Source organism: Achromobacter pestifer, assembly GCF_013267355.1.
In the GTDB taxonomy this organism is placed as follows: domain Bacteria; phylum Pseudomonadota; class Gammaproteobacteria; order Burkholderiales; family Burkholderiaceae_B; genus Achromobacter; species Achromobacter pestifer_A.
This window is the reverse complement of record NZ_CP053985.1, coordinates 4,763,803-4,776,314: the sequence shown is the minus strand read 5'-3', so window position 1 is coordinate 4,776,314 and position 12,512 is coordinate 4,763,803. Positions and strand designations below refer to the sequence as shown.

General features: G+C 64.3%; 14 protein-coding genes and 1 tRNA gene. 5 read left to right on the top strand and 10 right to left on the bottom strand.

The window, feature by feature from the left end; all coding sequences use genetic code 11:
- Window positions 1-205: 205 nt before the first annotated feature.
- Genes FOC84_RS22680 through FOC84_RS22665 form a run of 4 tightly spaced genes read right to left on the bottom strand, consistent with a single transcriptional unit; the run spans window position 206 to window position 1,964 of the window.
- Window positions 206-466: a hypothetical protein gene (locus tag FOC84_RS22680; protein ID WP_173146420.1), complete on the bottom strand. Its 261-nt coding sequence runs from the start codon at window positions 464-466 to the stop codon at window positions 206-208.
- Window positions 463-819, bottom strand: a complete 357-nt coding sequence (locus FOC84_RS22675; protein WP_173146419.1) for a hypothetical protein — start codon at window positions 817-819, stop codon at window positions 463-465. The genes FOC84_RS22680 and FOC84_RS22675 overlap by 4 nt, the downstream gene beginning before the upstream one ends.
- The gene (locus FOC84_RS22670) at window positions 812-1,555 is read right to left on the bottom strand and encodes a hypothetical protein (RefSeq protein ID WP_173146418.1); all 744 of its coding nucleotides are present in this window, start codon (window positions 1,553-1,555) and stop codon (window positions 812-814) included. The genes FOC84_RS22675 and FOC84_RS22670 overlap by 8 nt, the downstream gene beginning before the upstream one ends.
- Window positions 1,542-1,964, bottom strand: a complete 423-nt coding sequence (locus FOC84_RS22665) for a YdaU family protein (RefSeq protein WP_173146417.1) — start codon at window positions 1,962-1,964, stop codon at window positions 1,542-1,544. The genes FOC84_RS22670 and FOC84_RS22665 overlap by 14 nt, the downstream gene beginning before the upstream one ends.
- 109 nt (window positions 1,965-2,073) lie before the next feature.
- On the opposite strand from FOC84_RS22665, the gene FOC84_RS22660 reads away from it, so the two are divergent.
- Both FOC84_RS22660 and FOC84_RS22655 read left to right on the top strand, forming a co-directional pair.
- Window positions 2,074-3,171: a S24 family peptidase gene (locus tag FOC84_RS22660; protein WP_173146416.1), complete on the top strand. Its 1,098-nt coding sequence runs from the start codon at window positions 2,074-2,076 to the stop codon at window positions 3,169-3,171.
- A gap of 268 nt (window positions 3,172-3,439) precedes the next feature.
- A complete protein-coding gene (locus FOC84_RS22655; protein WP_173146415.1) occupies window positions 3,440-4,597 on the top strand; it encodes an acyltransferase family protein in 1,158 nt (385 codons plus the stop codon).
- 295 nt (window positions 4,598-4,892) lie between these two features.
- Here FOC84_RS22655 and FOC84_RS22650 read toward each other — a convergent pair whose 3' ends face one another.
- Both FOC84_RS22650 and FOC84_RS22645 read right to left on the bottom strand, forming a co-directional pair.
- Window positions 4,893-5,327 (bottom strand): DUF6196 family protein, encoded by a 435-nt coding sequence (locus tag FOC84_RS22650; protein WP_173146414.1) that lies wholly within the window; start codon window positions 5,325-5,327, stop codon window positions 4,893-4,895.
- Between the two features lie 181 nt (window positions 5,328-5,508).
- A tRNA-His gene (locus FOC84_RS22645) sits at window positions 5,509-5,584 on the bottom strand.
- A 183-nt stretch (window positions 5,585-5,767) separates the two neighbouring features.
- On the opposite strand from FOC84_RS22645, the gene cls reads away from it, so the two are divergent.
- Window positions 5,768-7,225, top strand: coding sequence for a cardiolipin synthase (gene cls, locus FOC84_RS22640; RefSeq protein ID WP_173146413.1), 1,458 nt, complete (start codon window positions 5,768-5,770; stop codon window positions 7,223-7,225).
- 12 nt (window positions 7,226-7,237) lie between these two features.
- Here cls and FOC84_RS22635 read toward each other — a convergent pair whose 3' ends face one another.
- The gene (locus FOC84_RS22635) at window positions 7,238-7,666 is read right to left on the bottom strand and encodes a PaaI family thioesterase (RefSeq protein ID WP_173146412.1); all 429 of its coding nucleotides are present in this window, start codon (window positions 7,664-7,666) and stop codon (window positions 7,238-7,240) included.
- 159 nt (window positions 7,667-7,825) lie between these two features.
- Here FOC84_RS22635 and FOC84_RS22630 point away from each other — a divergent pair, with 159 nt between their 5' ends.
- Window positions 7,826-8,698, top strand: a complete 873-nt coding sequence (locus FOC84_RS22630; RefSeq protein ID WP_173146411.1) for an NAD(P)-dependent oxidoreductase — start codon at window positions 7,826-7,828, stop codon at window positions 8,696-8,698.
- An 83-nt stretch (window positions 8,699-8,781) separates the two neighbouring features.
- Here the strand turns inward: FOC84_RS22630 and FOC84_RS22625 are convergent, their stop codons facing one another.
- Complete coding sequence (locus FOC84_RS22625) at window positions 8,782-10,044, bottom strand: MFS transporter (protein ID WP_173146410.1); 1,263 nt, start codon at window positions 10,042-10,044, stop codon at window positions 8,782-8,784.
- 254 nt (window positions 10,045-10,298) lie between these two features.
- Between FOC84_RS22625 and FOC84_RS22620 the strand changes: the two genes are divergently transcribed.
- Window positions 10,299-11,210 carry a DMT family transporter gene (locus tag FOC84_RS22620; RefSeq protein ID WP_173146409.1) on the top strand — a complete coding sequence of 304 codons (912 nt, stop codon included), beginning with the start codon at window positions 10,299-10,301 and terminating at the stop codon, window positions 11,208-11,210.
- On the opposite strand, the gene FOC84_RS22615 is transcribed toward FOC84_RS22620, so the two are convergent.
- Both FOC84_RS22615 and FOC84_RS22610 read right to left on the bottom strand, forming a co-directional pair.
- A complete protein-coding gene (locus FOC84_RS22615; RefSeq protein WP_173146408.1) occupies window positions 11,207-11,695 on the bottom strand; it encodes a cupin domain-containing protein in 489 nt (162 codons plus the stop codon). The genes FOC84_RS22620 and FOC84_RS22615 overlap by 4 nt on opposite strands.
- Before the next feature lie 51 nt (window positions 11,696-11,746).
- Complete coding sequence (locus FOC84_RS22610; RefSeq protein ID WP_173146407.1) at window positions 11,747-12,403, bottom strand: GntR family transcriptional regulator; 657 nt, start codon at window positions 12,401-12,403, stop codon at window positions 11,747-11,749.
- Window positions 12,404-12,512: the final 109 nt, after the last annotated feature.

Below are 12,512 nucleotides of genomic sequence, written 5' to 3'. Positions count from 1 at the left end.
GCGACCACTGCCTTGAAGAACGTGACGAGGTCGTCGGCCTACCGGTTTTCAATAGTGTTTATCTGAACTCCAAAGGAGTTGAGTCTCTGCCAAAAAAGGCAGGCGCCGAAGCGACACGCCGAGAAACAAAAAGCCCCGGCACGTGGCCGGGGCTGCATTTGCTAGGGGCGCAATGCCCCGGACCCATTGTGACCGATTCCGTGACCTATCGGGCGCGGTCTTGTGACGGAACCGTCACACGCCATGCATAGGTGCGCCCATGCCCGCCGGTTTCGGGCTCTTGAATCAGCACGCTGCCGGTATCCTGCAGCGCGTCCATGGCCCGCTGGATGCCTCTTTGCAGGCGCGTCTTTTCAGGAACAGACAAAGACCGGCCGCGTGACACATGACGCACCAGCTCCATCAAACGGAATGAGCGGCCGGGATAGCAGGCCATCAGATCCATCACCTCGTGCGCGTACTTCACGCCAGCCTCCGTTCCACCAGGCTGCGAAAGAGGCCCAGGTACAGTTTGTATTCGGTTTCGCTCAGGGCCACGCCTGTCGTATCGGCGATCCAGTCCAGCGCCTGCGCGCGGCGCGCGCGGCCGTCCAGTTGGCCGAACATCACGTTCTTCTGCGGGTATTCGGCGATGATGATCATCCGCTCATGCCAGGGCAGCGCGGCATGCATCGCCTCGACCTCCAGGGCGTGCTGATGGTTGATGGGGCGGTAGTCCTCCTCTTCGGAGAGGTACGCCTCCATGTTTCCCACCGTAGCGCCGGACCAGGTCCACCGGACCCAGTTCCAGAGCAGATCATCGCCTGTCAATTTACTCATCAGCCACCTCACACTGTTTACCTGTCTTCCCGCAGGCGCCGCCCTGGCGACAGCCTTGCGCCTCGCCGCTGTCACCCTTGGCGCGCCTGAGCATGTCGGCGATCCCCTTGCTCGGGTGATCGCCATGCGCGATGCGCGCCTCCCACTTCTCAATCCAGCTCCGATGCGGACGCCCGCGGTCCCTCAACACCTTCTGCGCACCCATTTTTCTGAGCGCCGCCTCGGCCTCGGCCCGCGTCGCCAGCGTCTGGCCTGGCGCTGGCAACGCCGCACGAGGCAGCGGGATATCCGCCCACGCGCCCTTCGCCAGTTCCTCGTTCAGGGTCTTCTCCCAGCGCGCCTTGATCGCGCCATAAGTGCAGCCCAACAGATCCACCGTGCTGACGCCTACCGCGGCCCAGTACACCGCCGGATGCGACCAGATGCCGAGCTCTCCGCGCCTGCGGGCGGCCAAGCCCCGCACTGCCTCGTGATACGCCACTTCGGGAACCATCCACGGACAACACAGTTTGATGAACTGCGGCAACGTCGGGGGCCATTCCTGGGTGAGACAGGCGACCAGGCCGCGGCGCACCTGCACCTCGTCCAGGCCCGCCAGTTTCTGGTTCCATGAATCCTTCAGCTCGCGGGCGGTCAGGCCCTGCCATTGCTGCGCGAACTTGGCTCCGTACATCAACAGCATTTCATTCACCACCAGCGCCCCCAAGGTGGCGGGCGGGATGTCAGCGGGTTGCATCGATCGTCCCCATGAATCGTTCGCGCGGCCGGCCGTCTTCGGCAAGGACCTCTCGCAGCTCCTCGGTCCAGTCAGCCAGGCGTTGCGCCCTGCCTGTCGACGAGCTGCCTCGCGCCTGGGTTCGTGGCGGGAAGAGCCCTTGATAGGCGGCAATCTCGACGTCCGCGCGCTTGTTGTGCCAATGGCCGTCGCGCAGGACGAAGAACTCGGACAGCACCTGCGCGGCCGCCTCTCTTTCGTCCTCGGTACGGGCTCCGACCCACCGGAATACCTGCTGCAGGTTGTCCACGATGGGCTGCTCTTCGGCGTAATACCGGCGCAGCAGGCGGCTATAGATGGCATCCTCGACCAGGCTCAAATGCGCCGTGGCCTGGGCGTAGTCGCCGATGTTGTGGCTGTAGTAGTTCATGCGTGTTTTTGCATCCCCGCCAGTCTTACCTCGCTATCATGTTTAAATCTTAGAATGCTAAGATATTAAATGCAAGCCAACTAAGATTGTTTTTGTTTAGCATCCTAAGATGACCTTTCAGAAGCGAATCACACAGGCGTTCAACGAGGAGGCGGCCCGCCGGGCGGACGCGGCCGAGCCACGCCTTACCAAGACAGACCTATGGAAGGCAGCCGGCGCCTCTTCCGGCGCGGCGACGCATTGGTTCAATGGCTCCAACGGCATGGATATGGCGACCTGCATCAAGGTTGCCCCGCTGCTGCGCGTGAACGCGCAATGGCTGTATGACGGCACCGCCCCGAAACTGCCGGCACGCGGTGGCTCCCTTGCCGCCGCGGCGCTGGCGCCTCCGCCCGCGCCGTGGCCCTTCCCCGGCATCCCGGAAGAACAAGTGCGCGCATTGCCCCCGGATCAGCTGAACAAGCTGCAGGGCGCGCTCGCATTGGCGATCGCCCAGTTGAAGCTGGGGATAGACGTCTTCCCGGTTCCTGCCGCGCCGCAGATGCCGACGGTCCTGCGTAGCGACTCGCTGGTGGACGCCTATCTATCCCGCGACGAATTCCCCATGCGCATCGATGGCCTGCCCGCGGCACCCTGGGAGGGCGGCAAGACCACGCGCCAGACCGAGCGCGAAGGCCGGATCCGGATCAGCACCCAGACAGGCGTCGTCGCCAACGTAGGCGTGGGCGAACCGCCCGCCGCCAACGACCGATTCGAGAAGGTCCCCGAGCTGGCCGACGTGCGCCTGGCGGCGGGCGACCCCATCGAAAACCACGCCGAAGAGCAGACCGGCATGATCCAGTTCCGCAAGTCATTCCTGAGGTCGGTAGGCGCGGACAACGGCAAGGCCCGCGTGGTCTATGCCAAAGGCGACAGCATGGAACCCGTCATTCGTGACGGCGCCGCGCTGCTGGTGGTTCCCAACGAAAGCCTGACGCTGCAGGACATTGCCGCTGGCGGCGTCTATGCCATCAACTATGACGGCAAGATGATCGTTAAGACGGTGGCCAGGGAACGGCTCACCGGCCAATGGATGGCCCGGTCGTTCAATCCCTTGCACGATGACATCCCGCTGGAGAACGGGGCATCGGTGCGGGTGCTGGGGCGGGTCGTGTGGGCGGGCGCAAGGTTGCGGGATGATGAGGCGGGGCAGTGGCGGCCTGAGTGATCGGAGACCAGGGATCTCGCCTTGCGGGTAAGCGCAAAAGCCACCTCAGTTCACAGGGTGGCTTTTTCCTTGTCTGGCACCGCCCCGCAGTGCTCCGAATCGTGATCAGGTTGTCCGCCGTTCGCTCCTGCTTCGCTACAGCGATTCTCCCGCCAAAGCGGTCCTCCTGAGTCGCGCACGCTACGAAGGCCTCCGCTTCCTGGCGGCCCTCCGCCCCCCAAGTATTACCCTACAATTCATCGCCAGACGAGACTGACCAACAGCAATCATGAAAAATGAACAAGGGGAACATTCGGTGGCGGCGCAGCATCCTGGAAGGCTGGAATTCGCAAATGCGCTACGTGGCTTTGCAGCCTTAGCGGTGCTTCTTTCTCACTTCGCCGGCATTTTCTGGGTAATGAATCCCGTGATATGCGACCTGCTTGGGGTTCCAAAGCTGGCGAACCTCCCGGAGAGGTCCGATTTCCTGTCATTCGTCGGCGATTACTGCATCGTCCTGGGGCAGTTCGGAGTGAGCATCTTCTTTATCATCAGCGGCCTGGTGATCCCGTTTTCCATGCAAAACAGCAGCAGACTGAATTTTCTGTACAGACGGGCGCTCCGGATATATCCGGTTTACATAGCCGGCTTCTCGTTCGCCATGCTCACCCTGTACGCGCTCTCGAGGTACAAAGAGAACGGCTTTCACTTCTCATTGTTTGGCATATTCGCCCACTTCGGCATCATTACCCGCGCGCCAGCAGGCGTACCCCGAATCGACGGCATAAGTTGGACGCTGGAAGTCGAAATATATTTCTACCTAATTCTCTGCTTGTTGGGCGCCAGGGCCATGCGGTTTGGCTTCGCTCGACACATCATGGCGATGCTCGTGGTTGCAGCCGTAGCGGGATGGACATTCAAGTTTGACGGGTATCCGACCGGAGTACAGATCGCGTCCGGCCTGATGCTATTGCTTGGAATGGCCTACTACTCGCTGCTGAACAATAAGGTCACCACGGGCGAGTTCCGGATCGTGCAGATACTGGTGTGTATCCTGATTCCGATTCTATGGCTGGGAGTCGCGCAGCGGGCTGAGTACACCTATCAATGGATGTCCGGATACATGCTGGCCATCGTCGTCTTTCATATCTGCTATCGGCTGAGAGACAGCTTCACGAAGAACAGGCTCCTCGGCCATTTCGCCGACATCAGCTATCCGCTCTATGTAGTTCATGCCTTGTTTGGCTACGCCATCATGTATGTCCTAGTGGAGAAAGGGGCCGAACCTGCGGCAGCCATAGCAGGAGCATCGCTGGCCTCGTACCTTGCCGCACTCGGCATTCATCTGGCAATCGAGAGACCGTTCTTACGCTGGAGCAAAATGGCGCGCCAAGGCGCCACCTGCGCCCAGGCCGGGTTGGAATTCCCAGCTCCCGTCGGAACTTGAGGAAACGGCCGTTGAATTCTGCATGAGCTCGTCACGCCGCACGATCTCCGGCGGCGATGTACTGCGCCGCAACCGGAGCCATCAGCGGCATCCCCACAATACCCGCACCGCATAGCCATTTCCGCCTGGCCGTCCCCCCCCCCTGTTTTTTGAACAAACAGGGTATTCGCCATGGTGGTGCAAGCAACTCGTCCAGAAAAAGCAATCCAATCCTTCCGGGTGGCGGTGGCGTCCTCGGGACTTGAAATCCATCTATTTCGAGCCGTGTACCAGCCGCCATGGCCAGCGACGGCACCTAGCGTCCCTCAACAAGCCGCTGGACTTCAGCGAACACTTCGTCCGCGAGCGCCGTCGGCACGCCCCAGTAATCGAAGATCCCGCCATCCGACTGATTCTGGCCGCACGTGACAAATACGCCGGTGCCAAACCGATTCTTGAAATGCGTGGCCAGCCACCCGACAAAGCCGCTGTTGTCCGCCGCCGGCGGAAAGTGGAATCGAAATAATCCGAACTGTTCCTCGTGCGTCCCGTCACTGGGCACGAGCTGGCTCCACACCTGGTCGTCTCGTACCAGTGCGAGAGCATCTGCGCGGACGGCACTGGGGAATCTGTCCAACGGGAACTCAACGAACACGTAGGCGCCCGGGTATATGCGTAGCCGTGCCTGGGTGATTACCTGGCGCAGGCGTTGCTCGGTTTGCTCGGAGGTTTCACGGGAGATGTTGACCATGGCTGTCGTGGCTTGGGGTTGGCAACGGATCAAGACCAGGTGGGTATAGCACGAGCAGGACGCGGTTCTACTGGAATCCCCTACGGGCGTATCAGCGCGGAATTTTTCAATGCGCGGCATTCGCCAATGAAAAAAGGCACTCCGCTTTCGCGTAAGTGCCTTTGATCTTCATTGAATTCTTTGGGGTGGCTGATGGGGCTCGAACCCACGACAACTGGAATCACAATCCAGGACTCTACCAACTGAGCTACAGCCACCTCTGGTACTGCTTTCTTCCCTGCCGCGCCGCTTTCTAAAGCTGCTCAACAACGAAGAGGCCGAATTCTAGCATGTTTTTTTAAAGATGTGAAAACAGCCCCCAATCCCCCACTTGCCAGGGCGGACCACCTTGCTATCCTTCGCCATTGATCATCTACGGAGGCCGCGCTTACGCCATCGCCATGGACCGCATACACGCAATCTTGATCGACTACTGGCCCCATCTGGTATTTGCCATCAGCATCGTCGCCGGAACTGGCGCGGCGGTGCATGCCGCAATGACCAAACAGGACGTGCGGGCAGCCACAGGCTGGGTGGGGGTGGCGCTGTTTTCGCCCCTGTTCGGCGCGCTGGTCTATTTCGTGGCGGGCATTAACCGCATCCGCAAGACGCGGCTGTCGCAGCAACGCGACGAGGCGATGCTGGAGGATGCGGAGCAAGTCGAGACCGCGCCCGTGGACGTGGCGCCGATTTCCGGCCAGCAGTTCGCGTCGCTGAAGGTGCTGGGCGACCGCGTCAGCCGCTTTCGTTTGCTGGGCGGCAACGCGGTGCGGCCGCTGGCCGGCGGCGACGAGGCCTATCCGGCGATGATGCAGGCGATCCGCGAAGCGCGCCACGCGGTGGCGATGCAGAGCTATATTTTCGACAACGACGCGATCGGGCGGGAGATGGCGCAGGCGCTCATCGAGGCGCGCGAGCGCGGGGTCGAGGTGCGGGTGCTGATCGACGCCATCGGCTCCAAGTATTCGCGCCCGCCCATCGTGCGCCTGCTGTCGCGCGGCGGGGTGCCGGTGGCGCGCTTCATGACCAATCCGCTGGGCGTGCTGCGCATGCCCTATGCCAATCTGCGCAGCCACCGCAAGGTGCTGGTGGTGGACGGGCGGGTGGGCTTTACCGGCGGCATGAACGTGCGCGCCGCCTTTGTCAGCGCGCTGGCCGGCGACGGCACCAACCGCGACACGCACTTCCGCGTGGAGGGGCCTATCGTGACGCAGCTGATGTCAGTGTTTGCGCATGACTGGAACTTCACTACCCACGAATCGCTGCCGGCCAGGCCCTGGTTCGATCCCGAGGCCCTGCCGCCCACGGGCGACGTGCCGATGCGCTGTGTGCCGTCCGGTCCGGACCGCGCCCTGGGCAGTACACACAATATGCTATTGGGCGCGCTGGCGGTGGCGCAGCGCCATGTGCGCATCCAGTCGCCCTACTTCCTGCCCGACCAGACGTTGATCGGCGCGCTGGCCACGGCCGCGCGGCGCGGCGTGGTGGTGGACATCGTGATTCCTGGCAAGAACAATCTGCGGCTGGTGGACTACGCGATGACGGCCCAGCTGGACCAGGTGGTGCGCACGGGCTGCCGGGTCTGGCGCTCGCATGGCGCGTTCGACCACTCCAAGCTGATGACGGTGGACGACGCCTGGGCCTATGTGGGCTCGTCCAACCTGGACCCGCGCAGCCTGCGGTTGAACTTCGAGCTGGATACCGAAATCTATGATCCCAGCGTGGCGCGGTGGATCGGCGCGCGGGTCGACGGCCTGATCGCGCAGGGCCAGCGCGAAACGCTGGAGAACCTGCTGCGCGCGCCGTTCGCCAGGCGCCTGCGCAACAAGGTGATCTGGCTGGCCACGCCCTATTTGTAGCCGGCTCGCGGCTCAGCCGTCGGAGGCGGGCGCGGGCGCGGCGCGTACCGCGAAGACCGCGTTGGCCTTGAGCATGAGGCGGCCTTCGACTTGCAGCAGGCAGGTGGCGTAGATCAGCCGGCGGCCTTGCTTGTCGATCCGGACATGGGCTTCGAGCCAATCGCCGGGCTTGACCGGATTCAGGTATTCCACCGACATCTGCACCGTGACCACCGAGGCCTGGGCCTGCTCCGCAATGGTGTGGCCCAGCGCGCTGTCGGCCAACGTGGCGAGCAGGCCGCCGTGGGCGATGGCGTGCATATTGGTGTGCGCCATCCCCACGCGCAGGGCCAGGACGCAATCGGCATCGCGCTTGTAGAGCGCGCCGAGGTCGGCCAGATGTTCCATGAAGGGGCTGCTGGGGCGCCAGGGCGCGAAACCGGAAGGAATGGAGTCTGTCATGCTCAAGCCTGGTTTTTTCACGCGGAATACCTCGAGTATCGCAAAGAAGGCCGCGGCCGGCACGGCTTGTCGCGTACCTGTGATCGCGGCGCGGACGATCCGCAAGTCAGAGTAAGATTTACGCCATAACAAACCCCTATATGGCAGGAGCAGTGGAAGATGGCGAAAGTCGGCATGGTTGGTATCGGCCTCATGGGCCATGGCATTGCAAGCAATCTGGTCAAGCACGGGCACGCGCTGACCGTGCTGGAGCATCCGGGCAACCAGCCCCTGGACACGCTGAAGGCCGCGGGCGCGACCAGCGTCGCCGACGGCGCCACGCTGGCGGCCCAGTCTGACGTCATCATCCTCTGCGTCACCGGCAGCCCGCAGGTCGAGGCCGTGCTGTTGTCCGAAGGCGGCGTGCTGGCGGGCCTGCGCCCGGGCACGGTCATCATCGATTGCTCGACGGCGATTCCCTCGTCCACCGTGAAGGTGGCGCAGGCCGTGACGGAATCCGGCGGCCGCTTTCTGGATGCGCCGATGACGCGCACCCCCAAGGAAGCCGCCGAAGGCCGGCTCAACCTGCTGGTGGGCGGAGACGCGGCGCTGTTCGAGGAATGCAAGCCGCTGCTGGCCTGCTTCGCCGAAAACATCACGCACGCCGGCCCGATCGGCGCCGGCCACCGCATGAAGCTGCTGCACAACTACGTGTCGCTGGGCGTGGTCGCGCTGCTGTCGGAAGCCGCCGCCTGCGCGCTGCGCGCGGAGATCGATCCGGCGGTGTTCGCCGACGTGCTGGCCAAGGGCGGCGGCGGCGGCGTGGCGCTGGAGCGCATCAAGCCTTACCTGCTGGAACAGGATCCGTCCTCGCTGCGGTTCTTCATGTCGAACGCGCAAAAGGACCTGTCCTACTACAACACCATGGCCGCGGAAACGGGCGCGGTGCGCGAAATCGGCGCGGCCGTGCAGCACACCTTCGACCAGGCCGTCACGCAAGGCGGCGGCGACCGCTACGTGCCGGAACTGGTGTCGCTGCTGAAGGACCGCTAGGACGGGCTCGGAGGCCATCGCATCCGGCGTCACGGACGCGATGGCAAACGCTGCGGACGGCATCGGCCCGCAGTCCGCGGGCATCAACCGCCGGCCACCGCCACCGCGCGCGGCAAGCCCCGCGCCGGCAGGCGCAAGGAAATCAGGGCCGCCGCCAACAGCAGCGCGCCCGCCGCCCCGAAGGCCACCCAATGCGTGCCGAAGGTCTCGTAGGCCCAGCCGCCCAGCCATGAGCTGATCATGCCGCCCACCTGATGGCCCAGGTAGACCAGTCCGTAAAGCACGCCCACCAGCCGCACGCCGTAGACGTCCGCAAGAATGGCCGACGACAAGGCGATGCTGCCGGCCCACGCGATGCCGCCCAGGGTGGCCGCGGCGTACAGCTCCCAATGCGCGCCCACCATGACCAGCGCGAAGAAGCCCAACCCGCGGACGAGATAGATCGCAGCCAGGATGGCGCGCCGTTCGACCTGGTCGGACATGCGCCCCAGGACCAGGGTGCTGAAGATGGCGACCAGGCCGATCAGGCCTATGCCCAGCGAACTGGTGGTGGCGTCAAAGCCATGGTCCATCAGCATGGGCACGCCGTGCGTGCCCAGCAGGTTCATGCTGAAACCACAGGCGAACAGACCCAGCGCCACTTGCCAGAAAGGCAGCGAACTCAGCGCCGCGCGCACATTGGGCGCCGGCTGCTTCGCCGCGGCTTTGGCCGGTCCTGCTTTGTCGATGATCTGGTGCGGCAGCAGGTCAGTGTGCTCGGGCGCTTCATCGCGAATGACGAAGAGCGCCATCGGCACGGTCAGCAGCGCGAACAGCGCAGCGAAGGCCAGCAGGGTTTCCCGCCAGCCCACGGCCGAGATCGCGAAGGTCAGTGTCGGTGTCATCAGCGCGATGCCCGCCATGGATCCGGTGGACAGGAAGAACAGCGCCATGCCGCGCTGGCGCGTGAACCAGCGGCTGATCACCGGCGTCAACGCCACTGGGCTGGTGAAGCCCAGGCCGATGGACAGCGCCACGCCGAAAGACAGCAGGAATTCGATGGGCCCGCGCGCGTAGACCGTCCAGATGATCGACAACACAACGATGGCGGTGCCGGTCAGCAGCACGAAGCGGGTGCCGCGCGTGCCGACCAGATAACCCGCTACCGGCATGGCCAGCCCATAGCAGAGCATGCCGATCGCGACGATGCCGGACAGCGTGCTGCGCGTGAAGCCCAGGGCGTCCGCGATGGGCAGGAAGAACGGCCCGACCCCCATGCGCAGGCCGACCGTCAACAGGGTGAGTACCGTCGCGGCGCCTACGATATTCCAGCCAAAATACCAGCCGCCCGACTCTTGCTTCTCCACTTGCGCTTCTCCTCGATATCTTCTTGTGGCCGCTTTGCGCGCCCAGGTTCGCCAACGCCGCCAAAAAAGGCGCGGCGGGAGCGAGAAGAACGAGGCATGCACCGGCTTGTCGTCACCGGCGGTCTGACGACGCCGGACGCGTCATATTACTCCTGGCTATATGCCTGCTCCGCCCGGAATCCGGGAATCTGTTCGGTGAGCGGTCACCGAAGCGCTGTATATTGCTCGCCATTTCGTAGCGCCCGATGCAGACCATGAAGTCCAAGACCTCGATGTTCGCCCTGTCCCGCCAGGAAATCGCCCTGGTGCTGGTCACCATGCTGTGGGGCAGCACCTTCCTCATCATCCACATCGCCATGCAGCACAGCGGGCCGCTGTTCTTCGTGGGCGTGCGTTTCACCATCGCCGGCCTGATGGCGCTGCTGATGTTCCGCAAGCACATGGCCGCAATCACTCGCCAGGAGGTGGGCGCCGGCATCGCCATCGGCTGCGCCCTGTTCCTGGGCTACTTCCTGCAGACCTACGGCTTGCAGACCATCACCAGCAGCCAGTCCGCCTTCATCACGGCGATGTACGTGCCCATCGTGCCGCTGCTGCAATGGGCCGTGCTGAAGAAGCCGCCGGGCCTGATGAGCTGGGTGGGCGTGGCGCTGGCCTTCGCGGGCCTGATCCTGCTGGCCGGTCCGCAAGCGGGCTCGCTGAACTTCAGCGCGGGCGAAGCCGCGACGCTGGCCGGGGCCGCGGCGATTGCCGCCGAGATCATCCTGATCGGCCTGTATGCCAAGAGGGTCGACAGCCGCCGCGTCACCTTCGTGCAGCTGCTGACGGCCGGCCTGGTGTCGTTCGCGCTGATGCCCGTGATGGGCGAAGCGGTGCCCGAATTCTCATGGATGTGGGCGGGCGCCGCCATCGGCCTGGGGCTGGCCAGCGCCATCATCCAGCTGACCATGAACTGGGCGCAGAAGTCGGTGTCCCCCACCCGCGCCACCGTCATCTATGCAGGCGAGCCCGTGTGGGGCGGCATCGTGGGACGCCTGGCCGGCGACCGGCTGCCCGCGCTGGCGTTGGTGGGCGCCGGCCTTATCGTGGCGGGCGTGCTCGCCAGCGAAGCCAAGTTCGCGCGCAGGAAAAAGCCGCAAGCACAGGGCGCGCAAGGCGCCGACTAGCGGGCCAGGCGCGCGATCAGGCCGGCCTGCGCGGGGTACAGCCGTTGCAGTTCGACGGCGTCGGCCAACTCGAACTCGCTGAACTCGAAGCCCGGCGCCACCGTGCAGCCGGCCAGCGCGTAACCGGCCGGGTCGGCCAGCTCCGCCGCGAACCAGCTGCCGGCCGGCACCACCGCCTGGAACTCGGCACCGGCGTCCTTCAGCGCATCGCCCAGCCGCAAGCAGCGGTAAGCCCCATCCGGCGCCAGCACATGGACAAGCAGCGCATCGCCCGCATGGAAATGCCAGAGTTCGTCGGACCGGATACGATGCCAGGTGGACCAGGCGCCGTCGCATAACAGGTAGTAGATGGCGGTGCTGGCCGAACGGCGCGCGCCGTCGCCGCGCGTCACGGAATCGGCGGCGCGATAAGTTTCTCGGTAGTAGCCGCCCTCGGGGTGCGGCAACAGGTCCAGGCGGCGAATGAGGTCGGCGGATGCAGTCATGGCAGGACGGGCGCGTGGAGAATGGCGCCAGTCTAACCAAAGCCGCGCGCCCTAGGCCGTCTGTTCCAGAAACGCCTGCAAGGCGGGCACCGTATTCAACACGTGCTGGCGCATGGCCGCTTCGCAGCGCGCCGGGTCGCGCGTCTGCAGCGCGGCGATCAATTCCTGGTGCGATTCACGCACCCGCAGCACGCGGCCGGGCTGGGCCACCCACAGGCGCATGTACGGCTCGACGACGGAATGCAGCTCGGAAATCTGGCGCAGCAGGCGCGGCTGCTGGCAGAAGCTGCAGAGGTATTCGTGGAATTCGCGGTGCGCGGTGATCCAGTCCAGGTGCTCGCCCGGCCCCTGCTCCAGTTGTTCCAGCAGCAGCGACAGGCGGCGGATGTGCTCGGCGCCCATGTGCAGCACCGCGTTGCGCATGGCCAGGCCTTCCAGCACGGAGCGCATTTCGAACACTTCCAGCATTTCCTGCTGATTCAGGCCGCGCACCACCGCGCCGCGATTGGCGCGGATCTCGACCAGCCCTTCGGAAGCCAGCCGGCGCAGCGCGCCGCGTACCGGCATGCGGCTGGTGCCGATCTCGGCCGCGACCACCTCGGGCACCAGGCGCTGGCCAGGCGCGTAGCGGCCCAGGCGGATTTCGCGCTGCAGGTGCAGGTAGGCTTCGTCTTCGGCGCTGATCGCTGTCTTCTGGAATTGCAGCATTGGAGATCCAGGGCTGGGAAAGCCGCCATGATAGATAAACGCAAAAATAACACAAATTGGATCCAGTGATCCATGGATGCAAATCCTAATAGCCCTGCGATGCCCGCTT